This is a genomic window from Vibrio splendidus (genome assembly GCF_001557875.1).
Classification (GTDB): Bacteria; Pseudomonadota; Gammaproteobacteria; order Enterobacterales; family Vibrionaceae; genus Vibrio; species Vibrio splendidus_F.
The window spans coordinates 544,291-568,985 of the sequence record NZ_LNRF01000001.1; the positions used below are offsets into that span (position 1 = coordinate 544,291).

The following is a 24,695-nucleotide window of genomic DNA, read 5'->3' on the forward strand; positions in this document are numbered from 1 at the left end:
GGATCGGGCACTCATCAAAATTACTCATCTTTTGGATCTCTCAGTATGAAAATTGTTATTGCACCAGACTCGTTTAAAGAATCTTTATCGGCTGTATCGGTGGCGGCGTGTATTGAAAAAGGCTTTCGTGAAATCTTCCCTGACGCTGAGTGCGTAACGCTGCCCTTGGCCGATGGCGGCGAGGGTACAGTCGATGTCTTACTGCAAGGCTTAACGGGGCAAAAGCGGACACATCAAGTGGAAGGCCCTTTAGGGGAATTGATTAATGCTGAATGGGCGATGCTTGAACCGTCAGATAGCAACCCCAAAAAGACGGCATTGATTGAAATTGCTGCGGCATCAGGTTTGGACTTGATCTCGCCAGAGCTGCGTAATCCATTGCTTGCTTCTTCATTCGGCACTGGGCAATTGATTTTGGAAGCGATAGAGCAGGGTGCTCAAACGATCATTCTTGGATTGGGTGGCAGTGCGACTAATGACGGTGGCGCGGGTATTGTTCAAGCTCTAGGTGGGCGCTTGTTAGATAATAAAGGGCAAGATGATAATGGACAAGATCTTAGCCGAGGTGGTGATGCACTTTCGGAACTCGCATCAATAGATCTTACAGGTTTAGATTCGCGCTGCGCTGATGTCGAGTTGATTGTGGCGTGCGATGTTGATAATCCATTGTGTGGTGATAATGGTGCCAGCCATATCTTCGGCCCTCAAAAGGGAGCGACACCAGAACAAGTATTGATGCTTGATAAGGCGCTTACGAATTTTGCTCGAATCGCTGAAACGCAGGGTTGTGCTAGTGGCGGTGACCCCGTTCACAAGCGAACTGGTTACGGTGCGGCTGGTGGTACGCCGATGGGGCTTAGCTTGCTATTCAATATGCAGATTAAACCCGGTATTGAGATGGTGCTCGATGTATTACAAGCCGATGAGATACTGAAAGGTGCTGACCTTGTGATTACGGGCGAAGGACAAATGGACAACCAAACCCTGCAAGGCAAAACACCTTATGGCATTGCCAAGCGTGCAAGTTTACAAGGTATTCCAACCATAGGTATTGCCGGGTCACTGGGTACTGAAGTAGAGGCTTTGTATGGTGAAATGAGTAGTTTGTTTGGAACAGTACGCTCTCCTCAGCCACTTAATCAGGTGTTAAAAGAAGCAGAAGTGAACCTAACAAGAACGGCGAGAAACATTGCTGCGACGCTTAAATTAGGGGCTTCTATTTTACAATAAACCAATATCAAACAGACGCTTACTTATTGATGCAGTTTGATAGGTTTTATAGATAGCAACGATAAATATAAACGATTATATTTTTTTTCAACTCAGGTCTATTCTTAACCCATACTAATTTAGTGGTTTTTTTAAATGATAAAGCCTACTGAACCTAAGATGTGGCAACGATGTGACATCTTTAACCTTAAGGAATAGACCATGAGTAAAAAACTGACCACAGCTGCGGGTTGTCCTGTCGCTCACAACCAGAATGTTCAAACTGCGGGCAAGCGTGGCCCTCAACTTCTTCAAGATGTTTGGTTTTTAGAGAAATTGGCCCACTTCGATCGCGAAGTGATTCCAGAGCGTCGCATGCACGCTAAAGGTTCTGGTGCTTACGGTACTTTTACTGTTACACACGACATTACCAAATACACCAAGGCCAAATTATTCTCTGAAGTAGGCAAGAAAACCGACTTGTTCGCTCGTTTTACGACAGTGGCAGGTGAGCGTGGTGCAGCTGATGCTGAGCGTGATATTCGTGGTTTTGCATTGAAATTCTATACCGAAGAAGGTAACTGGGACATGGTGGGTAACAACACGCCTGTGTTCTTCTTACGCGATCCTCTTAAATTCCCAGATCTGAATCATGCGGTTAAACGAGATCCTCGCACTAACATGCGTAGCGCGAAGAACAACTGGGATTTCTGGACCTCTCTACCTGAAGCACTTCATCAAATCACTATCGTAATGAGTGATCGTGGTATCCCTGCGACTTACCGCCACATGCACGGTTTTGGTAGCCACACATTCAGCTTTATCAACAGTGATAATGAGCGTTTCTGGGTTAAATTCCACTTTAAATCTCAGCAAGGTATTAAGAACTTGTCAGATGCTGAAGCAGCGAAGCTGATCGGTGATGACCGCGAAAGTCACCAACGTGACCTGCTAGACAGCATCGATAATCAAGACTTCCCTAAATGGACGCTGAAAGTACAAGTGATGCCAGAAGCGGATGCAGCGACAGTGCCATACAACCCGTTCGATTTGACTAAGATCTGGCCTCATGCAGATTACCCGTTGATCGAAGTGGGTGAATTCGAGCTAAACCGTAACCCGCAAAACTTCTTCGCAGAAGTAGAGCAGTCGGCATTCAATCCTGCGAACGTGGTTCCAGGTATTAGCTTCTCGCCAGACAAGATGCTTCAAGGCCGTCTGTTTGCTTACGGTGATGCACAACGTTACCGTTTGGGTGTTAACCATCAGCATATCCCAGTGAACGCACCTCGTTGCCCAGTACACAGCTACCACCGTGATGGTGCGATGCGTGTTGATGGTAACTTCGGTAGCACATTGGGTTATGAACCAAACAACGAAGGTCAGTGGGCAGAGCAACCTGATTTCGCTGAACCAGCATTGAACCTAGATGGCGCAGCAGCACACTGGGATCACCGCGAAGATGAAGATTACTTCTCGCAACCGGGTGACTTGTTCCGCCTAATGACACCAGAGAAGCAAGCGATTCTGTTTGATAACACTGCTCGTAACCTAGGCGGCGTACCAAAAGAGATTCAATTGCGTCACCTAAGACACTGTTACAAAGCCGACCCAGCATACGGTGAAGGCATTGGTAAGCTGCTTGAAATCGATGTGAGCGAATTTAAGTCGTAATCAATAAGCTTGATTAGCTAAATGAAAGGCCGTTGAGTGATTCACTCACGGCCTTTTTTGATCCTATGGCTTGGTAAGCTATTGAATCTTAGTCGATATTTAACGATAGCTTTTCCCTATCGAAGTAATAAATTATGCCCATTATCTTTATGATTTTGATGGGATTATCCTACGGCTATCAGTTTATAAAGTAGTAGAGTTTGAGATGAGTAAAAGTGCATTAATCGTTGAAGGTGGGGCAATGAGAGGTATTTTCGCTGCTGGAGTGTTGGACGCCTTTATGCAAGACGATTTCCGTCCTTATAATTTTGCCATTGGCGTATCTGCGGGCGTGTCCAATTTGGTTGGTTACTTATCTCAAGCGCCAAAACGCAGCTATAACGTGATCACTACGATGGCGACCGACAAAACCTTCTTCAACCCAGCTCGTTTTGCTAAGGGTGGTAACTTGGTGGATGTGAAGTGGTTATGGAATGAATCAAACCAACGTTACCCACTGGATTGTGGGGAGCTATTTTCAAGTATTCCACTGATCGCTGCGGTGACTAATATCGATACTGGCAGTGCTGACTATTATCATATTAAGCCGGAAAACTTATCTAACGTGGTTGAAGCTACAACGGCACTACCTATCGCTTACCGTGAAACTCCATGTTTCTCTGGTGGTTGTTATACCGATGGTGGTGTCGCTGATTCAATTCCGGTTCGTGAAGCCTATCGTCGTGGTGCGCGAGACATTACGGTGATTCTCTCTCACCCTCTGAGCTACCGAATGAAGCCGCAGAAGTATCAGTGGATGCTGAAAAAACTATTAAACAAATTCCCGAATATTGCTGAGTCGATGGCGGTGCGTGCCGAAAACTACAACCAATCTTTAGAGTTCATTCGTAATCCACCAAAAGATGCGACTATCAAGGTGATAGCGCCACCGGAAGCGTTCGCGGTCAAGCGTTTAACTATGGATCAAAGTACTCTTAATACAGGTTACGAGATGGGCGTCAAAGCAGGAGAAGAACATCTTGCTATTCGAAAAGGCGTGTATGGTTTAGACACCGAAGATTGTCATTTCTGCGTCTAGGCACGGTTTGTGAATACTGGATAAACGAAAAGCCACGCTGTTCACTTAGGAATAACGTGGCATTGTGTTTGTAGACCGAGTTTACTATTAACTCAGTTTGTTATTGAACCAGTTCGTTGCCGCTGGTGTTGCCTGTGAAAAAGGCATCAACACTGGTTAGGGTTGTATTGGCGATGTTGAACAGAGCATCTTTGGTCAAAAAAGCTTGGTGACCTGTAAACAAGACGTTGTGACAAGCAGATAGACGACGGAACACGTCATCGACAATCACATCGTTAGATTTGTCTTGGAAGAACAGCTCTTTCTCGTTGTCGTAAACATCAAGGCCAAGCGCGCCGATTTTGCTTTGTTTGAGTGCTTCGATCGCTGCGGTTGAATCCAGTAGTTCACCACGGCTGGTGTTGACGATCATCACGCCATCTTTCATTTTCTCAAATGCAGTCGCATCTAATAGGTGGTAGTTTTCTTTACTCATAGGGCAGTGCAAAGAAATCACGTCAGACTCTTGATAAAGCTCATCCAGTTCCACGTATTTAGCACCTAGTTCAACGGCTAATGGGTTTGGATATGGGTCATAGCACAATATGTTCATGCCCAAACCTTTCAGGATACGCATAGTCGCCAGGCCAATCTTACCTGAACCGATCACACCAACGGTTTTACCGTGGAAGTTAAACCCTACCAAGCCTTCAAGGGAGAAGTTCGCATCACGAGTACGCTGGTATGCCTTGTGTAGTTTACGGTTCAAACACATCATCATGCCAACCGTGTGCTCTGCTACGGATTCTGGTGAATAAGCTGGAACGCGCACCACTTGTAGGCCAAGCTCTTTGGCTGCGTCTAGGTCGACTTTATCAAAGCCTGCACAGCGCATTGCAATCAGCTTTGTGCCGCCTTGTGCAAGAACCTCTAGTACGTCTCTAGATAGGTCATCGTTTACAAATGCACAAACGACTTCGTTGTCGTGCGCCATTCTTGCGGTTGTGGTGGTGAGGCGAAAATCATGAAAATGAAACTCAGCGTTGAGTTCACCTTTCGCAAGGTTAAATGACTTTTCGTCGTATGATTTTGAGCTAAAAAAAGCAATGTTGAGCATGGCTTCCTCTCTTACCTAAAATATAAAGAACCCCACATATTCATTATCTGAAACGGGAGTAAAACAAATAACTTTGTGCAGTGTGCTAGAGTTTTATAATCTTGTCTATCATCATTAGTCATTGTTATTATTAAGGTTATTGTTTATTTAGTCACAATTACTAATTTCAGCATAAGGTTAGCCGATTGACCCCGCTATCTGCTTTTACGAGTGTTGAGCGTCTTCTTATTTTCCTTTTCTGACCAGAAGTTAATATTGAATTGCGCGTCGTCGCTCAGTTCCACTCGGTGCCAATATTGAGGTGGGCTTGTGGCAAATTGCCCAGCTTCGATCGTGATAACACTTTCTGGTTCTGTCGCTTCTGCATCGGCAAAACCGTAGAAGGTGACGGTGCCTTCCATTACACAGATCTGGCCGAATACACCCTCAGCGGTATTGTGATGATTGAGAAGCGCAGCTGGAATATTGTCCTTGGTGAAAAACGGTGTTGAACGCTGGATTTTCCAGTGTGATGGAATACGTAAATGACTCATATAAAACCTCTTATTTAACTCTAACGACGCTTTAAAATCTGTGCTTGTTTGTTGCTGGTGGTCAATGTCTACCAGTAGTTCTCACTGCTGAACTGACCAGGCTTTCTACGTAAGTGCTTTTCGAAACCTAAGCTGGTTAATGCTTCGCTTGTGTCACGAACCATTTGCGGATTGCCGCAAAGGTAGAAGAAACTGTGGGTTTGATTGAAAGCGACAGACGCGGCTTGCTCAAGGTTGCCTCCAAGTAACAAGCTTGGGATTCGTCCGCGCAAAGTTCCGGTGACTGGTTCTCTAGAAATAATTGGCACATATTGTAGTTTCCCTTGAAAGTGATCAACGAGTTGAGTGATACGGTCTCGATAAGTAAGGTCTTGCTTTGTTCTTACGGCATGAACCAGTACAAGGTTTTTGAATGAGGTGACTTTTTCAGATTCAGAGCCGTTTTGCTGCTGTATCTGCATGCTTTCGAGCATTGAGATAAAAGGCCCAACCGCGGTTCCGGTCGAAAGCATCCATAGGTCATCGGCGATCTCTGGGATCTCATCTAAGGTCATAAAACCGCTTGGGTCTTTACCAACAAAGATGTCATCGCCTACCTTCAACTCATGAAGTTGAGGTGAAAGCTGACCGTTCTGATCTTTAATAATCAAAAACTCCAGATGTTGATGACCTTGTTCGTGCTCTGGCGCGTTTACCATGGAATAGGCGCGTCTTACGAACTCACCCTCACTATTTAGCAAGCCCAGTTTCGTGAACTGACCTGCCTGATAAGGAGAGATAGGAGCACTGACTTGAAGTGAGAACAGTTGATCTGTCCAATCCGTCTTGTTTAAGACTTTGCCGGTTACCAAACCATGAGGAATATCTGTCATATCATCACCTTTACGTAGAGAAGTTATCTCATTAAGGATACTCAACTATTTACATTTTGGAGTTGCATGTACCATGCCAATAATGAGAATGCTTATCAATACTAAGTTTGTCGTAAAAATAATTTGGAATTGTGTCAAATAGACTTATTTAGTTTTGAGTCTAAATGACGCTATTGATGTTTTTTGATGCTGGTTTTGTTGATTAAGAACGATGAATTAGTCTTTGGATACGAGCAAAATTAGTACAGTGGTTTGACCCCTAGGGTATTCAATCAATTACTGAAGAGAATATTTTGCAGATGAGTATAATGGCGGCTTTCGATCTCAATATAGCCGTGTTTTATGCTTGATAATCTTCGTATGGTCTTGAACGTACTGTTCGTGACCATCAATACTGCAATGACTGCGTTTACCGTGAGTTTCTTTGGCCTCATCAAACTGATTCTGCCAATCTCTGTTGTACAGAAGTCGTGTACTCGTTTAGCTAACTTCACATTTTGGTGCTGGGCTTCGCTCAACCTTTGGATGTTGAACGTGAACAACGACATCGAGTGGCAAGTGGAAGGCGGGGAAGATATCTCGACTAAACAGTGGTATTTGATGATGTCGAATCATCTGAGTTGGGCGGATATCGTGATCTTGTCTTCTATCTTGAAAGACAAAATGCCGATGACTAAGTTCTTCCTTAAGCATGAACTGCTGTACGTCCCATTTGTTGGGTTGGCATGTTGGGGGCTAGATATGCCCTTTATGAGACGTCACTCTCGTGAGTTTTTGCTGCGTAACCCAGAGCGTCGTAATGATGACTTCGATGCAATCAACAAAGCGTGTACTAAGTTCAAACTTGCGCCGACAACCTTGGTGAACTTTGTTGAAGGGACTCGTGCCAATCATGAGAAACTAGCGACAGTCAAAACACCTTATCGTCACTTACTCAAGCCTAAAACCGGCGGTGTGGCGTTTGCTCTATCGGCAATGGGTCCAATCTTAGATGGTATCGTCGATGTTACTTTGGCTTATCCGGAAAACCAGACTTCTCCATTTGAAGATATGCTGAAAGGCAAAATGACCAAGGTAGTCGTGCGTATTAAACTGCATCCAATGGATGAAAACGTGAATGGTAACTACTTTGAAGATAAGGCATTTAAACGTCGCTTCCACAGTTGGTTGAACAATACGTGGAAAGAGAAAGACGACTATCTTGATACAGTTTATGGTGTTGATACGCTCTCTGAGGTTGAAACGACTGATGAGCCTGATGCGGTTCATAAGAAATAAGAGCAGTAAGCTTAAACCAAATTGATAGCATTAAAAAAGCCGATAGTTCAATGAACTGTCGGCTTTTTTGTTGAATTGGCTTTATCATAGGTAAGCGATAAAGTGAGTACCTACTATAGCTAAATTGCTTGATAAGCCTCGATGATGTGTTTCACTTGGCTCGGTTTGCCTTGCTTCTCTTGTCCTTGATGGATACGTAAGTAGTGCTGCAATGTTTTGGCTTTGTATTGCTGTGATATCTTCATTTGTTCATCACAACTTGGTGTCCAGATCTTGTCACCTACGTTTGATATCTCGCTAACGTTTTGGCTCTTTTCTGCCTCGCCTTGGTTATTACTCACCAATAAAACCTCGTAGTAACGACGGTTCTCTTCGATCAACATTTCATCAATAAGACCAAAATTGAGCGCCTTTAAATGGCTTCTCAACTCGAATTGCTGATGCACCGGACAAAGCAAGAAATCGATCGCTTTGTCTGGGTGTTTACGATGAATATCATCAACGAGCTTTTGAGTAAGATCGCCACCGACGCCTGCAATAATAACTAGGTGTTTGCCAGTATGCTTCTCAAGCGGAATAGCGGCGACATCCATGCAGTAGACTTGCCATTGACTGGTAACCGTTTGTTCAGCTCTGTTATCTTGTGGAAAGTAGTGCGCTAGCTTGTCTTCAAGTTCACTCATTAGAGGCTGGACAATATCGACAAAGTGAATCTGAGGCGCTTTATTATCCGACAACAGTTGAACACCCAAAAAGCCATGATCACAGCAACAGTCCCAAATATGCTGGTAGTCATTGCTGACAAGGGAGTGGAGAGTTTGCAGTCGGTTACTTAGCTTCATAAGGTTCGCGTCGTTAGAAAAGGGATGTTGTCTTATCGAAGGCGCATTGTAATGACTTTCGAGAAAAACAAAAGCACCTAGGGTGTGAATCCTAGGTGCTTTGTAGTGGCTATAGAATTGTTAGTATAGGTTTACGATGCTTTGACAACAGCTCTGATATGGCCTTCCACTCGGTTCTTACCAAGTTGTTGTGCGATAAGCTTTGCCTGTTCCGCCAGCGCTAAAGCTGAGTCTGTTTCACCCTCTATTTGCGAGTATCCCACGCTAACCCCTAGTGATAAGGTGATATCTGGAGTGACGATGGTTTTCTCCGAGATTCCGACTCTGCACTGGTCTAGCTGAAATTTGGCATCTTTCACATCATTAGCTTTGAACAATACCGCGAACTCCTTTCCTCCAACACGAGCCAAGCAAAGTCCTTTCGGCTTAGGGAAGTAATAGCGTATCGCTTCTGCAGTCAGCTTGATCATCTTGTCGCCCACAGCTTCACCGTAGGCACGATTTACGTGGTCGAAGTTATCGATATCAAGCAGAGCAACATAGGTATCGGGCTCGCTCGCGTAGTTTTCGATGGCGATACTGAAGCTGCTTTTATTGTCTAACTGCGTCATCAGATCTTTGCTGCTCAATTGATGTTGAAGCAATAAGTTGGACAAAGAGACCTCAGTGTAATCTCGGATCATTCGAAGAATACTCTGGTTGATCGGTAAGTTTGCGTTTACGTATAACACTGCGATCAACTGCTTACGAGAGTGCAAAGGAATACAGTAATGACGTTGGTGTATTTTGAGTTTACACGCTAATGGGTCTGCGTACTTTCCGCTTCTATAAGCCATGGTGTCCGGTGCAAATCGCTCTGCAAGGGCCTTGTCACAATGTACCGTTGACTTATTTCCGTGATAGTCGATGGTGCTGAATGAGTGGTTCTCAGGCTGATAGAGACAGAATTGAATGCCTTTTTGGTAGGTGAAGCTATCCAGTATGGACTTTAACTCTCGCTTAAAGCTTACAAGGTCATCGACTTTATTCAGTTGTGACAAGGACACGTTCAAACGATAAGCCAAATAGTTTGCACCAATCCACAATAGAAGCAGTGAACCAAGTACCAAGCCAGTTAGTGTAAATTGGTGTGAGCTGGTTAAGATATCGTGGCGATCGGTACCTGCGACGAATACCCAATTCAAGCTGTTGTCAGCGTCAAATACCGATATTTTGAAGTTATCTTGATAGTAGTATTCGTGCTTACCAACGGTTTCGCCTTGTGAAAGTTGATGGCTGATTCCTGCGTGATAGCTGATTGATTTAGATCCGATACGCTTTGGGTCTGGGTGGAAGAGCAGTCGTTCTGTTGCTCGGTCAACTACAAACACATAGCCGTGATTAAGCGTTTTTAAGTCTCTTAATCCTTGTGTGGTGTGTAAAAGGTCAAACTCAATCCATATTTCTTCATTCAATCTTTCCGCTGTATGTTTAACTGCGAACACCCAACGACCATCTGCTTTTTGGTAAATCGAAGAGATGTAGAAATCCTCAACCACACTGTCTATTGAGTTCCATTTTATGGAGTCGATTTGTTCATGGGAAAGAGGTAATCCACGACTTGATATATATTGTTGGGATTGTGGTTGGTATCGAACGATATCGGAGAAGTTTGGCGTTCTTTTTAGAATATTATCGCTCAATTCTCTGAATTTTTTATCACCGATTGGAGCCGTTTTCGGTAAGCCTAGACTGGTTTCTAAAAAATAGAGCTTGCCGAATGTCGCTTCGATGTTGGAACGAATAGTGGAGCTTGCGATACGAATGTTTGACGATGATTGTTCAGTTGCTGCTGTTTCTACTTTTTCAAGCTGAGCCACAGCTAGATAGAGCATCCCTCCAGTTAATAAAATAATGTATGGTTTAAAAAGCCGAATTAATGTTTTAGGTAAAGCCATGATATCCAAAGACGTTATAGATTCATTTTTATAGTACGGCCATACTAAACAGTTTTCGTAATCACATCAATGCAAATGATTCCATATAAATGAATGAGTTTTGTGATATTAGGCTAACAAAAAAGCCAGTCATAAATATAACTGGCTTCTATGGTTTTCGGTGTTTTATTACGTTGGCTTAACTTTTAACTTAACTCAGTCTTGCCTGGTGAATAGTGCAAAATCGCCATCGAAGTTGGCGACAATAACATTTCACCTTCAGCATGACCTGGTTTTACATTTCGTAGATTAGTATCGCAGATCTTCACCCAGTTTTGATCGCGATCACTAGGTAAAGAAAAACGTGCTGGTGCGTTGGTTTGGTTGATCAGATAAATCAACTCGTCCCCATTTTTACCAATGCCTAAATGCAGCGCAACTGAGCTTAAACGGTTCCAGTCATCATGCTCCATGAGTGTGCCATCGACACGGCTCCAGAAGATGCGGTTAGAGTTACGCTTTTCGCCACTGAATGCCTTAATAAATGGCACCATGTATTGTTGACGTGCGGAGATCATCTCAGACAGCCAAGTCTTGAAGTAACTCTTACGCTCTGAATCTTCCCAGTTGAGCCAGCTGGTTACGCCATCTTGGCAGTAAGCGTTGTTGTTACCTTTTTGAGTATGAGATAACACATCTGCCGTCAGAATATGTGGAATACCAAAAGCAAACAGCAAGCTCGCCATGAAGTTACGTTTCTGCTTCTCACGCGTGGCGATAACTAACAGGTTTTCGGTTTCGCCTTCAACACCATAGTTCTCAGAGCGGTTGTCACCGTGTCCATCTCGGTTGTTTTCACCATTCTCTTCGTTGTGTTTGTGCTTGTAAGAAACAAGATCCTGCATGGTGAAACCATCGTGATAAGTGATGTAGTTGACGGTCAATTTGTACGGCCAGTGTGCTGCACTGTAGATGTCGCGCGATCCCATTAAACGAGTCGCAAACTCTTTCAGGTAGCCTTGATCACCGCGCCAGAAGCTGCGTGTGATGTCTCTGAGCTTGTCGTTACACTCATTCCAACCTAACGGGAAATTACCAACTTGGTAGCCATTCGGGCCGATGTCCCAAGGTTCAGCGATGAGCTTAGTTTCTTTAAGTACAGGATCTTGAGCAACGGCTTTGAAAAAAGCGGCCTCAGGATTGTAGTTGTCACCTTCTCGCCCCAGCGTGGCTGCTAAATCAAAACGGAAGCCATCGACTTGGAATTCACTTACCCAGTAACGAAGCGTATCCATTACTAAGTTGAGTGCAGGTTGATGGGTTAGATCGACCGTATTACCGCAGCCTGTGAAGTTCGCATAATGACAGCCATGTTTGATGTAGGCGTTGCTATCCAGCGCTTTGAGATTGAACGTTGTCCCACCTTCACCACCTTCAGCTGTGTGGTTGTATACGACGTCAAGGATGACCTCGATACCATTGCGGTGCAGTTCACGAATCGCGGTTTTGAGCTCATTAACCGCGTCTTTTTCTGCATAGCGAGGGTCTGGCACCATGAACAGGTATGGGTTGTAACCCCAATAGTTCACTTTACCCATGTCCAGGAGATGAGGCTCATGCATGCACGCAGCAACGGGTAAAAGCTGTAGAGAGTTGATATTTTGCTGTTTGTAGAACGCAAGCATTTCGGGGCTCACTAACCCTAAGTAACGGCCTTTCGTATCGGCTGCCACTTCCGGATGAAGTTGAGATAGGCCTTTTACATGGGTTTCAAAAAGAACGGTCTCTTCGCGGCTAATTCGTGGTTTTTCTACGCCTTGCCAATCGAAAGTGTCATCAATAACAACACATTTCGCCATAGCAAAGCTCTTCTCATTGGTATACGGCGTGACGTAATCGAGCGGTTCGCTGATTGCTTTGGCATACGGGTCTGAAAGTAGGATTGGCCCATTGTCCGTGTCAGCAATGAAGCCGTATTTTTGCCCCGCTTTTATACCATCAATAAAAACATATCTGATATCAGCGTATTCATTTTCCAACTTATAAGTGGTGAATTCATCGTTCTCGTCAAAAAGAGCAAGAGAGAGGGATTTACAGTCAGGAGAATAAATTGAGAAGTTACAGCCAGTGTTTCCTAGCGTTGCGCCTAGTGGATAAGGGCGAGCGAGCGTTCTAGTCATTGCTTGATTTCTTGTTCGTTTATCGACATCAGTGAACTATAAGTAAAAAGCTTTGTCACAGTAAGGTCAAGCAACTTCACAGAATAATTATTGTTAAAAAAATAATTTACCGATTAGGTTCAAATTATATATTTGAAGTAGATCTCACTTAAGGTGAATAATTAGATCTGTGTGCTGTCTACTCCTCCTAGATTAAGTGATCTACCTCTTTAAAACACCGTTCTGTATATTTTCTACTCCCCTCTAGTCCCCCTTAATTAACTTAGGGGTGGAGGAAGTCAAACTTGTCATCCCCTCTTAATATTGACCCCGTTGAAACGAATCAGGGGAAACCCTAAACCTCTCTATCTTACGACTACCATTACTGCCTTTGGTTGCCGCAAGAGAGCAAAAATATAAAAACCTAAAATAAATCGTCCTTAATGGAGTTAAGAATGAAAAAAGTAAGTTTGATTGCTGCTGCAGTGGCAACTACATTAGCTGCTGGCTCTGCGTTCGCTGTAGATTTTAATGGCTACATGCGTGCTGGTACTGGTATTAGCGGAAATGATGGTGGTGACGTTTCATTCATGAAGAATGGTATTGGTCGTCTAGGTAATGAAAACGACAACTACTCTGAGTTTGGCTTGGCTGAAGAACTAAAAACTGGTGAGCAAACTTGGCGTTTAGAGTCAATGATTGCTTCTGGTGCTGATGGCGCAAATGGTTGGGAAGACGGTGACTTTAACGTTGCTCAGTTCGCTGTTAAAGCAAAAGGCGTTCTATCTTTCGATGAAGAAGCGACTCTTTGGGCTGGTAAAACATACTACCAACGTAAAGACATCCACATTACTGATTTCTACTTCCTAAATACATCGGGTACTGGTGGTGGTATCGAAAACATTTCAGTTGGTAACCAGAAACTTTCTTTAGCAATTATTCAAGATGGCGAAGATGAGAACGGTGCTGGTTACATGGCTGATGCTCGCCTAGCGAATATCGGTCTATGGGAAGATGCTAGTTTAGAGCTTGGCGTTGTTTACAACTTCGGTACTGAAAATAAAAATGGCAAATACGATGGTGATGACGGCCTACTTGCTACAGGTATTATCCACCAAAATATGAGCAATGGTTTCAACCAAACAGTTGTTCAGCTAGGTACTGCTGGTTACGGCGTTCAAATGGCTAACTTCTGGGGTTCTGGTGCATACTATGATCGCTCTGGTGCTCAAGATGATGGCTTTGGCTACCGTATCCTTAACTGGGGTGTAATGAACCTAGGCGAATCTTGGGAAATGGGTCACCAACTTGCATACCTAGCAGGTTCAGATCTAGGTGTTGATAAACATGATTCAAGCCAATACTCTATCGTAGCTCGTCCAATGTATAAGTGGAACGACACAATGCGTACTATCTTCGAAGCAGGCTATAACGCTGGTGAAGTAGACAACGTTGACTTCGGTGGCGCTAAATTTACTGTTGCTCAAGCATGGGCAATGGGTGACAGCTTCTGGGCTCGTCCTGAAATCCGCGTATACGGTAGCTACTTGATGGATCTAGAAAACGATTCATTCGGTGAAGTGAAAGATGAAAACGGTGTTGTTACTGGTCAAGGCGCAGACAACGACTTCGTTGTTGGTATCCAAGTTGAAGCTTGGTGGTAAGCCACTTAGCTTAAAATCCTAAACTGTCCTAATTCATAGCCGGCTTGCGTCGGCTATTTTTTTAAGGAATGTACGATTAAGTTGATCGTTCCCTAGGTGAATAGTTCTCTTTGTGGTAATTAAAGTTAGTAAATTTCTTAAAAAAATAAAAAAGGAAGGGTTATGTATTTTAAAGCTCTAATGTTGAGTGGCTGTGTTGCATTGGCCGGTTGCCAATCTGCACAAGTAGTCGAGCAAGTGCAAGTGGCACAGGCTGAACAAGTTAACTCGATTGCTGGTCTTCAATTTGCCCCGATGAAGCTTCCAAGCTCGGCAGTTTTTGATGTGACACCAAATAGCCAAGTATTAAACTATCAAGGAATAAACAGCCCTGTAGTAGCGATTGAACTGCCTGCAGATCGCGGTGAGTACTCGATTAATATCACGAGCATTATCGGCGATACAGCGTTTGTTCCTAATGCGGTTATCTATGACGAAAACGGTAGTGAGCTAGAGCGTTACGGTAAAGAGAGTTTCGAGTACGCTAAACCAAGACTACACTTGGGGAACCGTCTCGTTGCTGAGAACGATTTTTACCCACCGACAACAGCAAAATCAGTTTATTTAGTTATCTATACAGATCAAGCTGATATTGGTGATTTTACTGATGTGATCCATCCTGCTCGTTTAGATGCGGAAGGTCGTGGTAACTATTTACCTGAAGTGAAAGATATCCCGATTCCAAATGCTAACGTTGGTAAGATAGAAGTAACAATCGATAAAGCGAGCTTCTTCTCTATTGGTTCATCGAGCAGCGAATCTAACGCTAAACCAGCCGCTGCGACTAAGATCGATACCATTCAACCTGAAACGCAAACCTACTATCACAATGCGATTCAAACGGCTGTAACTGAAGACAATATTCCTAAAGCTCTGAGCTTATTAGATGAAGCAAAAGCACTAGGTATTGAAGGCGCGCAAGAAGTCTTTGTAAAAGCCGTCAATAAAAAGTAGTCGAATAGTTTGTAAATACTGATTGATATAAAGAGAAGGGCTCCTAGTAGGGAGCCTTTTTTATTGCTTGTAATAAATTTAAAGTAATACTCATGTTAACCAGAATACTTGAATGTAAATAACCTCAGGCTTACACATAATAATCAATAGCTAATATAAATGGGCGTAATTCGTTATTTATAGTTTTGATTTACTAACTACTAAAAAAACACTCTCGTCTATTTTACTCTTATCAAATAGCTGAATACGAGCTCTATTGACGAATCGCTATTTCATCTAGTGACCTAAACTCGGCATCCTGAACTTTACGTACACTGGAATTATACGTTCACACGACATCGTTATACTTTCTACCAAGAACCAAGAACCAAGAACCAAGAACCAAGAACCAAGAACCAAGAACCAAGAACCAAGAACCAAGAACTCAGGCGGTTCGTTTATCTCTTAACATTTATGTTAATCAAGGTCAGGGAAGGGGGGAACGTGTTGGGATTGGTGTTTGTTGAGCACAAAAAAAGGGAGACTGACGTCTCCCAAAAGGCTAGCTTGCGCTGGTTTTATTATCTGTTTATTAGAATTATAAGCTTTAAGGCTTAATTCTTGGTTACTGAAACGACCGCTTTTTCTACATTGTCATCCAGCTCATTAATCGCATTCAGAGTGAAGGTGTAGCTGCCAGCTTCTGTTACGCTTAGTTGGCAGTTACCATCACCACCTAGGTCGATTGAACCATCAGCAAGTTCAACGGAGTCACAACCAAAGTTAGGTGTTTTCCAATCAGCATCTGCAAACTTGAAGCCATAGTTACCCGCTTCCAAATTGCCTGTTACAGAATAAACCCCATTAGCGACAAAGTTCATTGCCCAAGCATCAGCTGCGCCCCAGCCATTCATGTCGCCTCGAACGTAAACCGTTGTTTGTCCGTATGGTGGAATACTAGATACATCCTTGTCTGAGTTATCAACTGGCAAACCAGCACCTTGTGCATCGCCTTGAGCTTGTACAAATACAGCGGTGGTTAGTGCAGGGACCGTGAAGGTCTCAGCGGCGAAACTTGCACCTTTCACCGTGTCATCAGCAGAGTTTTGTTGAACGTCATGAAGTGTAAAGCCTGTCGCTCCTGTGATCTTGAACGATTGAGATTTATTGGTTGAGTTTACAATTGCCACAATCGCATCATTGGCAGGGTCAAGGTCTTCGCCCGCAGACACACCATCATCGATAGACATGACAATTAGGCCTTCGACTTGATCTTCGCCAACGTTACGGAAGTCGACGCGCTTCATGACTTCGTCTGCAGTGTCTAAGCGGAACAGTTCACTTGAGCTACGGATTTTTAATAGCTCTAGGAATTGCTGCTTAGTCAGTTCAATGTCGTCTGTGTCTGGTTTAGCCGTGCTGTCAGCAATGATAGTCTTGATCAGATCCCAGTTGGCGCCATCTTTGTCTTCACGTGGTAATCCAACGTTCCAGTTGTTATCAGTACCATCAAACATGACTCGGTTGTACCAGTCACCTGAATCGTAAGAATCGCGCTGCATCGACTTAGAACGCAATAGCTCAGAACCCATATGGATGAATGGTATGCCTTGGCCTAACATCACTGTAGAGAGCGATACAGACTGCATGCGAGCACGCTCTGCAGAGCTAGTACCAGTGGCGATTTTGTATGCGTTGTTATCCCAAAGCGTTTGGTTATCGTGTTTTGAAACGTAAGAGATGTTCTCTGAAGGCATCTTGGTGTAACCAGCTGGAGCACCGTTGTAATCAACGTTTTTACCCAGTTTTGTATCGCCTTTGTAATCAATCAGTACGTATTCTGCGAGGTTACCTGCCATACCCAAACGAACAAGGTCTTGGTTATGTAAACGACCATTGATCGAATCTTGGTCAACTTTGGTTTCTTCGTTGGCAATCGCTGCGTTACCAAAGCCTTGGTTAAAGCGAAGTGGGTGGTTGCCTTCTGAATCGACGCCACCATCAAATGGGCTACCGCCACGAACGGCGTCACGCAAACGGTCTGAGAATGTGCCGATCTCTGTACCTGCCATGTTTACTTGGTTCGCTTGATCGAAGCGAGCGTTGTTGGCGACTTCACCAAAGTCCCAGCCTTCCCCGTAGAACAGAGTATTCGGGTCAATTTTACGTACTTCTTCTAGCGCTTCGACCATCACGTCTTTTGGCTGGTGGCCCATTAAGTCGAAACGGAAACCATCCACTTTGTAGTCGTCAGCCCACACCTTAAGAGAGTCGACCATCAATTTACCCATCATCAGGTTTTCGGTCGCAGTGTTGTCACAACAAGTCGAGTTTTCTACGCCACCAGTGTTGACGTTAAGACGGTGGTAGTACCCAGGGACAATCTTATCCAGTACCGACTTATCGTTCACACCAGACGCATTGGTGTGGTTGTATACCACGTCCATGATCAGCTTGAGATCCATGTCGTGCGTGGCTTTCACCATCTGACGAAATTCGAGAATACGCTGAGAACCATTAGGATCGGTCGCGTAACTTCCCTCAGGAACCGTGTAATGGAATGGGTCGTAGCCCCAGTTGAAGCTATCAAGCATACGAAGGTCATTCATTAACGCTTGGGCGTCACCCGTTGAAGGGTCATAGCTGTCTAATACTTCTTGGATTTTTTTGTTTTCATCTTCGTTACCACACAAAGCGGCAGCAGGTTTTACATCACACAGTTTACCGACCGTATCCGTAATATCGACACGGCTCGCGGCATCTTCATCGACGGTAGCGATATCAAATGCTGGTAAGATATGCAGCGTAGTTAAACCTGCTTCTTGCAGAGCTTGTAGGTGTTTGACCGACTCACGATTTGTTTCTGTGAGAGCGAGGTATTTTCCATTTAGGCTAGGTGTGCCGAGCTTATCGCTGAAGCTAAAGTCACGTAGGTGTGATTCGTAAAGTACGTGGTCTTCGTCTTTTTCTACGGTTGGTCGTTCATATCCAGCCCAACCTTCAGGCATTAATGCTGAATCATTAAGGTCAATCACTTGAGAGTATGCAGAGTTCTTAGACAAACTGAGTGAGTAAGGGTCAGTTACTAGGCGAGTCTCAATGTTGCCTGTGGTTGGATGGTAAACCTTCACTTGGTAGCGATAGTAACTGTTGACAGCGTTAGGTACCGCATCAGTAGCCCAAATACCCGTCTCAGTGTTTTCCGTCATTGGGATCACTTGTGAACTTTGCAGATCTTCGCTGTATAGGACCAGTTCTACATCTTGCGCTGTTGGTGCCCAAAGCTTGAAGGTAGCGGCACTGCCTTCAACAATCGCGCCTAGTTCTTCACTCATCGCATTACCAGCGTCTTCGCTAGCAAATATCGCATCAAGCACTCCAGGTTTTTGAACCTCAGTTGAAGAGATAACATCGCCATTGGCATTGTAGGCAACAAAAATTATCTGAGATTTTAAAATAGTGCGAAGTGTGCTGTCGTCAACGTCGATAGCTAGGGCTGGTAAGCTTGCAAGGTGGCGGAAACGCTCTTTCAATTCAGAAGACAGCTCGCCGTCTTTGCTTAGTTCAATTGCAGTGCCACCCACGATCTCTTTGTCGTCGTTCATCGTGATGCTGTTATCGAGAGCGTAGAACAGCTTCACAGAATCGGCGTTGCCAGCGGCTTCCCAAGCAATGGTGGTCGCATCCAACCAATGTGCTTTTTGACCATCAATATTCACTGGGCGCTCTGAAATTGGGTCGTAATACAACTCGCTACTGCCGTGGAACCCGAATACACCTTGCGAGTCACCAAGTTTGGTTAACTCGATCTTTGAATTGGCACTACCAAACGCTTTTTCGTCGCCATTGTGTAAGATGAAATTCATGCATTTGTGTGGGTCAGAAGCATCAGGATCGACTTTCAACACATAGTAAGCACCGTAAGTATCACTAATACCGTCAAATTCGTAAGGTGCTTCCCAGTTAGTACCGCTTTCGCTGAGACCCATCGCGATTAAGTCTGTGCTAGTACAGCCTTCGCCATTCCATAGATGAAGTCCCCAGCCGTCGTAAGTAGAGCCTGAAGTGCTTGCGGCTGCAACATCACGTTTGTAATAAACAACAACTTCGTTTTCGCCAGCTTTGTATAGGCCACTGTCGCCAGCATCGGTGCCATTGTCGCTATCACTGCCACAACCAGCGATCAAAGTAGCCGTGAATAGAGGTAAAATCGCTTTGGCCAAAGTAGAACGCTTGAAGCTTCTCTTTTTGGTTATGTTGAAGGTATTTCGTAGAATCGTGCTGTTATTAATATTTATGTTGTTCACGTTTGATATCCATATTTCACTTTTTATGAAGATGAATATCCTAGCTTTAACTAAGGTCAACTATTTGTGATGGAAATGTATAAAGTTATTTTTAATTCGTAAATATAGGAAACCTAGTGTCAATATCACGCTTTGTATCTGGTTGTGGTTAAATTAATTGGATCAATCACTCATTTGTTTAATATCAATGATATAGGGCGTAGAAGCTAGGCGTAGTTAATAAGGATGAGAGCTCATCCTTATTAATGTGAGATGAATATCACTTTTTTATGCCCTTAATTTCTAAGGGTAATAAAGTTTCATGCCCTTCCAGTCTTATTAATAATAACCTTGTCAAATACCTTCAGAACAACCACAACTTATGGCGCGTAATATAGTGGATTAATATAATATTGAAAATAACATCATTTTTATTTTGCAGGTAGCTGCAATTGCTATAGATTCCATGTGTATTTAGGGAGAGGTTTCTTGGAAGCTCAATTCATGCTGCTTGTCTCTTTTCACCAAAATCTACAGGGCGTAATTGCCACAGTATGTGAGCTGTTACCCAAAAGGAGTTGATGTTGTCTTCATCTATTCAAATCGCTACCACTTATCTTGTTCTGGTGGCGGTGTCTGTGCTGTTTGCGGAAAGTTCTAAAGCGCTATTGGTATGGTATTTAGTTATCGGTGTCGTGACGTTTTTTGTGTACGCAAAGGACAAACGAGCGGCGATTAATGGTAATTGGCGCGTGCCAGAGAAAACCTTGCACATCTTTTCGGTAGCTGGTGGCTGGCTAGGGGCTTTGATCGCACAAGATAAGCTGCGTCATAAAACACAAAAACAACCGTTCAGAGCGATTTATTGGTTAACAGTGGTAATCAATGTAGCGGCGTTTGTCTGGACGTTAACGCCGAGCGGGCAGGAGATGTTTGGTCGTTGGTTTAGTGAGCTTGTGGGTTACTTTTAACGAGAATAACGGTTAGCACCGGAGTACTAACCGTTACAATATAGAAGTTATTCGATTAGAGCATCGGAATTGTCGACGCTAATAGCAACCCCGCCATACCATAGTTGAAGCTTTTGATGCGGACTGGCGTTGTTAGCCAGTGTTGCAGTTGCTTGCCTGCTGCCGTCCAGAAGGTCACTGATGGCAAGTTGGCTAGCGTGAAGATACCTGCGATGATGGCGAGCTCCCACCATGAACTGCCGCTGCTATAGACTGAAATCGCTGTTAGCGCCATTGACCAGCCTTTCGGGTTCACCCACTGAAAACTTGCTGCGCCGATGAAGGTCATTGGTTTATAAGCCTCGCTGCTTTTGGCTTTGCCGCTCAATGCTATCTTAATTGCAAGGTAGACGAGGTAAGCAAGGCTTAGGTACTTCAATATTTGGTGAGTGACCGGATAAGCGTTGAAAATACCCATTAACCCAAAGCCAACCAATAGCAACATGGCTGCAAACCCTAGAGCAATCCCCAGCATGTGCGGAATGGTACGGGCAAAACCAACATTTGCTCCTGATGTCATGAGCATGATGTTATTTGGACCCGGCGTGAAGGTCGAGACGAACGCAAACAAGGCAAGTGCGCTAAGTTGTTCTAAAGGCATTATGGTTCTCCAGCAAAAAAATGAACGAAGTGACTGACCGGTCATGACTTTCACGTGTTGAGAAACATAGTAGGTGGAAAGTGAGGCAATTATGTGCTTTTATTTCCTCTCTTATCACTAAATGCACAATAATAAGTACTTATGGATAGATTTGACGAAAGGATATTGCAAGAGCTTAAGTTGGACGGCAGAATCTCCAACATAGAGCTCTCAGAGCGGATTGGTTTATCGGCTTCAGCGACCTTAAGGCGTGTACAAGATCTTGAGCGCAAAGGCATCATTCAAGGTTACCGTGCGGTTCTAGATAACAGCTTAATGGGCGTGGGTTTTATTGCCTACGTTTCGATCGGTTTATCAAGCCACAAAAAAGCCGCTCAATTGGAGTTTGAAGAGCACGTTGCCATGGAAAAAGAAGTGGTCGAGTGTCACAACATTACCGGTGCCAATGAGTACTTATTGAGAGTTGAGACTAAAGACTTACCGAGCTATAAGAAGTTTCATGCCGATGTGCTTGGGGAATGTGCTCAGGTTCAATCCATCACAACCATGGTGGTGATGGACACCCCTAAAGATGAGCGTTAATCGAGCTTAATATCAGGAGCGGCACAGTGCCAAATACGAATCAGTTGTTATTGTTCTTAGATGTGGTTCAACAAGGGTCGTTTACCAAAGCGGCAACCTTGCACGACATGGACAATTCCTCTCTCTCTAAACAGATCAAAAAGCTTGAGCAAGACTTAGGTGTTCAGCTACTCAACCGTTCTACTCGTTCGTTTTCGCTGACGTCTGCTGGGGAAGATATTCTTGCGCAAACTTATGTGCTGAAAGACACCATCAATCAGATACAGGGCATTGCTGATTCCTATCAGTCTGAGCCTAAAGGTGTGCTACGAATTACGTCACCGATCTATTTTGGTCAGCAATACCTGCAACCTATCATCACTCAGTTTATGAGAAAATACCCAGATGTTCAGATCGTACTTTCACTGGACGATAAGATCGCCAACATCATTGCGGGACAGTTTGATATTGCGTTTCGTTTTAGCAAGCTCGTTGAATCGAATTTGATTGCGAAGAAGATTGCTGACAGTAACTTCATGTTGGTCGCGTCGAATGATTTTGTTAAGCAGCACGGTGAGCCGAAGACGCCACAAGACTTACTTGCGCTACCTGCTGTGATTTATACCAATGGTGATATGACGGTCGATCATCTGTGTATCAGCGAAGAGCCGGGCGGCGATACTTTCCAGAGCCTGACGATTCGCGGTAACTATAAAGTGAGTGACGTTCGTACCATGGTGTCTTGTGTGAAAGATGGCTTAGGTTATGGCTTCCTCGATCAATCAAACCTGTACGCCTCAATGAAAGAGTTGGGCTTAGTCACACTGCTCCCTGATTATGCCATCTCAACAGCTGATACCGCTATTTATGCTGTCTACCCACACCGCAAGCAGACCAAGTTAGTGAAAGAGTTCATTACCTCAGTTCAAGATTATATTGGGTCGCCGACGATTTGGGAGAAGATGCAGCAAGATTAACGGTTTCTCTGCTATATCAAATCAAAAAAGAAGCCAGAACGTTACACGAACTGGCTTCTTTTTACTTTTCTAGCGTTCACTAGTTTACAATGTAAAGTTGAGCTATAGCTGGCGTGAACAGTTCTTTTCCTCGAAGAGCGTGGCTATTTATTCGAGACTAATGATTGTGGATCACTTCCTTACCACTCGGATAGGCTTTTGTACCCAGCACATGATCATCAATTTCTTTGCCATAGTAGCCTTGGTGGTTGTGATAACGTTCAGCATTGCCGGCAACATCACCCTTGTATCTCGGATCTTGTGGGCGTTCATGGCTATTCACAAACGCGGCCACATCCCATGCATCTTGAATTGAAAGCTGTTGGCTCTTACCAAGTGGCATATTTTCGTAAATGAAGTAAGCCGCTGTGTTTATGCGGTGCATCCCAGCGCCCCAGTTAAACGCGTTTTCCCCCCAAAGTGGTGGGAAGTATGAGCGACCATCAGCCCCTTTAATGCCTTCGCCATTTTGACCATGACATGTTTGGCAGCTGGTTTGGTAAACCTTCTCACCACGCGCTATCGAAGGTTCTTGTTCAGGGTTAGCTATCTTAGGGTAGCCGCGCCCAGCTAATTTACTTCTGTCATCGATTGGATATTGGCTTAACAGTTCTTTAGGGAGAGGGAAGCTTTCTGCTTTACCACCGACTTGCAAATCTGCATCGCTGATTTCAGGAACGGGCGTGTTTTGCATACCGTTTTTATCTAAGATGCCACCCATCGCCAACCAATAGGAATAAGCGCTGAGTGCGACCAGTTCTTTTGAATCGAGGGCTGGTGCGATTCCGTTCATTGAGTAGGTGAAACAGCCTTGAATACGCTCAGCGTAGCTGTTGACCTTGTCGTTTTTCTTACGATAAGCCGGATAAGCCATGTACGCGCCCCAAAGTGGTGCTGCATTGGGCTTCATGCCTGCTTGCATGTGGCAGTTGACACAGTTTTGCTCGTTGCCGACGTATTTGCCGCGCATCTGTTGTGAATCAACAAACAGTGAGTAACCCAATTTTACTTTGTCGCCAAATTCTCCCGCTGGAATATCTACTAAGTCGCGTGGCACCAGGTATTTGTTGTCTTTCGCTTTTTCAACGGCTGGCAGTTCGGTTTGACGATCGGGTAACTCACCTTCGGCGTAAGCGATTCCAGAGGCAAGGGTTGCGGTAATTAAAAGTAGTGTTTTCATGCTAGCCCTTTAGTATCGAAAAGATGCGAAGTAGTAAGACAGGTTTTTGATTTCATCGTCGGTTAACTTGCTGGCGATATTGCCCATCATGTTCAAATCATCCCCCTTACGAGTGCCGTTTTTCCAAGCGTTGAGCTGAGCTTGAAGGTAGTCGGCGTGTTGGCTCGCTAGGCGTGGGAACTTGTCTACGCCCATACCACTTGGGCCGTGGCAGGTAGCACATGCTGGAATATTTCGGTCCCAATCGCCTTGAAATACAAGCTTGCGATACGGGTTCTCGATATCTGCTTGTGAGCCGCGCTGCTCTAAATCTGTGAATTCGTATGAAGGTAGTGAGGCAAAGTATTCGGCAACTTCGCGACGAATAGCAGGATCAGACACGCCATCGGCCATGCCTTTCATGATCGCGCTTTGACGCTCTCCACTAGAAAATAGAATCAATTGATGTTCTAGGTAGTCAGCATTCAGCCCAGCAAGCATAGGGGCGATGTTAGGCATGCCTTTACCGTCGGCTTGGTGGCAACCGCTACAAGTTTCTGCGGCTTCTGGCATTGGATTAGGCACTGCTTGTGCAAAGCCTGATAAAGAAAGGCTTCCTAGAGCACTGATGCAAAGCGTTAGAGATTGAGTTTTTATGTTCAGCTTAATCATGAGGCGTCGCTATTGGTTATAGTGCACGCATTTTCGACATAATTGGTTGCTCGCGCTATTGTGGATTTCCACATTAATTCACTTGGAACTTGAGGTA

19 protein-coding genes are annotated in these 24,695 nt (G+C 44.3%); 9 read left to right on the plus strand and 10 right to left on the minus strand.

Annotated elements, in window-relative coordinates:
* Positions 1 to 45: 45 nt before the first annotated feature.
* From ATB74_RS02390 to ATB74_RS02400, 3 genes are all read left to right on the plus strand, one after another.
* Positions 46 to 1,230, plus strand: coding sequence for a glycerate kinase (locus tag ATB74_RS02390; RefSeq protein WP_061016290.1), 1,185 nt, complete (start codon positions 46 to 48; stop codon positions 1,228 to 1,230).
* Between the two features lie 201 nt (positions 1,231 to 1,431).
* The gene (locus ATB74_RS02395) at positions 1,432 to 2,883 is read left to right on the plus strand and encodes a catalase (RefSeq protein WP_061016292.1); all 1,452 of its coding nucleotides are present in this window, start codon (positions 1,432 to 1,434) and stop codon (positions 2,881 to 2,883) included.
* 205 nt (positions 2,884 to 3,088) lie between these two features.
* A complete protein-coding gene (locus ATB74_RS02400) occupies positions 3,089 to 3,961 on the plus strand; it encodes a patatin-like phospholipase family protein (protein WP_061016294.1) in 873 nt (290 codons plus the stop codon).
* A gap of 100 nt (positions 3,962 to 4,061) precedes the next feature.
* Here ATB74_RS02400 and ATB74_RS02405 read toward each other — a convergent pair whose 3' ends face one another.
* The 3 genes from ATB74_RS02405 to ATB74_RS02415 form a co-directional block, all read right to left on the minus strand.
* Positions 4,062 to 5,057, minus strand: coding sequence for a 2-hydroxyacid dehydrogenase (locus ATB74_RS02405; protein ID WP_061016296.1), 996 nt, complete (start codon positions 5,055 to 5,057; stop codon positions 4,062 to 4,064).
* 194 nt (positions 5,058 to 5,251) lie between these two features.
* Complete coding sequence (locus ATB74_RS02410; RefSeq protein ID WP_060980644.1) at positions 5,252 to 5,590, minus strand: DUF1971 domain-containing protein; 339 nt, start codon at positions 5,588 to 5,590, stop codon at positions 5,252 to 5,254.
* A 68-nt stretch (positions 5,591 to 5,658) separates the two neighbouring features.
* The gene (locus tag ATB74_RS02415) at positions 5,659 to 6,462 is read right to left on the minus strand and encodes a ferredoxin--NADP reductase (protein WP_061016298.1); all 804 of its coding nucleotides are present in this window, start codon (positions 6,460 to 6,462) and stop codon (positions 5,659 to 5,661) included.
* 342 nt (positions 6,463 to 6,804) lie between these two features.
* Between ATB74_RS02415 and ATB74_RS02420 the strand changes: the two genes are divergently transcribed.
* Positions 6,805 to 7,740 carry an acyltransferase gene (locus ATB74_RS02420; protein WP_061016300.1) on the plus strand — a complete coding sequence of 312 codons (936 nt, stop codon included), beginning with the start codon at positions 6,805 to 6,807 and terminating at the stop codon, positions 7,738 to 7,740.
* 119 nt (positions 7,741 to 7,859) lie between these two features.
* Here ATB74_RS02420 and ATB74_RS02425 read toward each other — a convergent pair whose 3' ends face one another.
* From ATB74_RS02425 to glgX, 3 genes are all read right to left on the minus strand, one after another.
* Positions 7,860 to 8,582, minus strand: coding sequence for a tRNA (adenine(22)-N(1))-methyltransferase (locus tag ATB74_RS02425; RefSeq protein ID WP_061016302.1), 723 nt, complete (start codon positions 8,580 to 8,582; stop codon positions 7,860 to 7,862).
* Positions 8,583 to 8,713: 131 nt separating this feature from the next.
* Positions 8,714 to 10,456: a sensor domain-containing diguanylate cyclase gene (locus tag ATB74_RS02430; RefSeq protein WP_061016304.1), complete on the minus strand. Its 1,743-nt coding sequence runs from the start codon at positions 10,454 to 10,456 to the stop codon at positions 8,714 to 8,716.
* 248 nt (positions 10,457 to 10,704) lie between these two features.
* A complete protein-coding gene (gene glgX / locus ATB74_RS02435) occupies positions 10,705 to 12,678 on the minus strand; it encodes a glycogen debranching protein GlgX (RefSeq protein ID WP_061016306.1) in 1,974 nt (657 codons plus the stop codon).
* A 434-nt stretch (positions 12,679 to 13,112) separates the two neighbouring features.
* Between glgX and lamB the strand changes: the two genes are divergently transcribed.
* Together lamB and ATB74_RS02445 are read left to right on the plus strand one after the other, a co-directional pair.
* On the plus strand, positions 13,113 to 14,321 hold the full coding sequence (gene lamB / locus ATB74_RS02440; RefSeq protein ID WP_048660984.1) for a maltoporin LamB: 1,209 nt from the start codon (positions 13,113 to 13,115) through the stop codon (positions 14,319 to 14,321).
* 162 nt (positions 14,322 to 14,483) lie between these two features.
* The gene (locus ATB74_RS02445; protein WP_061016308.1) at positions 14,484 to 15,314 is read left to right on the plus strand and encodes a MalM family protein; all 831 of its coding nucleotides are present in this window, start codon (positions 14,484 to 14,486) and stop codon (positions 15,312 to 15,314) included.
* A 593-nt stretch (positions 15,315 to 15,907) separates the two neighbouring features.
* Here the strand turns inward: ATB74_RS02445 and pulA are convergent.
* Positions 15,908 to 19,549 (minus strand): pullulanase-type alpha-1,6-glucosidase, encoded by a 3,642-nt coding sequence (gene pulA, locus ATB74_RS02450; protein ID WP_061017703.1) that lies wholly within the window; start codon positions 19,547 to 19,549, stop codon positions 15,908 to 15,910.
* Positions 19,550 to 20,160: 611 nt separating this feature from the next.
* On the opposite strand from pulA, the gene ATB74_RS02455 reads away from it, so the two are divergent.
* Positions 20,161 to 20,550: a DUF1294 domain-containing protein gene (locus tag ATB74_RS02455; RefSeq protein ID WP_061016310.1), complete on the plus strand. Its 390-nt coding sequence runs from the start codon at positions 20,161 to 20,163 to the stop codon at positions 20,548 to 20,550.
* 55 nt (positions 20,551 to 20,605) lie between these two features.
* On the opposite strand, the gene ATB74_RS02460 is transcribed toward ATB74_RS02455, so the two are convergent.
* On the minus strand, positions 20,606 to 21,190 hold the full coding sequence (locus ATB74_RS02460; RefSeq protein WP_059017579.1) for a LysE family translocator: 585 nt from the start codon (positions 21,188 to 21,190) through the stop codon (positions 20,606 to 20,608).
* Positions 21,191 to 21,331: 141 nt separating this feature from the next.
* Here ATB74_RS02460 and ATB74_RS02465 point away from each other — a divergent pair, with 141 nt between their 5' ends.
* Together ATB74_RS02465 and ATB74_RS02470 are read left to right on the plus strand one after the other, a co-directional pair.
* On the plus strand, positions 21,332 to 21,772 hold the full coding sequence (locus tag ATB74_RS02465; protein ID WP_061016312.1) for an Lrp/AsnC family transcriptional regulator: 441 nt from the start codon (positions 21,332 to 21,334) through the stop codon (positions 21,770 to 21,772).
* A gap of 26 nt (positions 21,773 to 21,798) precedes the next feature.
* Entirely contained in the window at positions 21,799 to 22,728 is a 930-nt protein-coding gene (locus tag ATB74_RS02470; protein ID WP_061016313.1) for a LysR family transcriptional regulator, read from the plus strand.
* Between the two features lie 157 nt (positions 22,729 to 22,885).
* Here ATB74_RS02470 and ATB74_RS02475 read toward each other — a convergent pair whose 3' ends face one another.
* Both ATB74_RS02475 and ATB74_RS02480 read right to left on the minus strand, forming a co-directional pair.
* A complete protein-coding gene (locus ATB74_RS02475; RefSeq protein WP_061016314.1) occupies positions 22,886 to 23,947 on the minus strand; it encodes a c-type cytochrome in 1,062 nt (353 codons plus the stop codon).
* 9 nt (positions 23,948 to 23,956) lie between these two features.
* On the minus strand, positions 23,957 to 24,598 hold the full coding sequence (locus ATB74_RS02480) for a c-type cytochrome (RefSeq protein WP_061016316.1): 642 nt from the start codon (positions 24,596 to 24,598) through the stop codon (positions 23,957 to 23,959).
* Positions 24,599 to 24,695 lie beyond the last annotated feature (97 nt).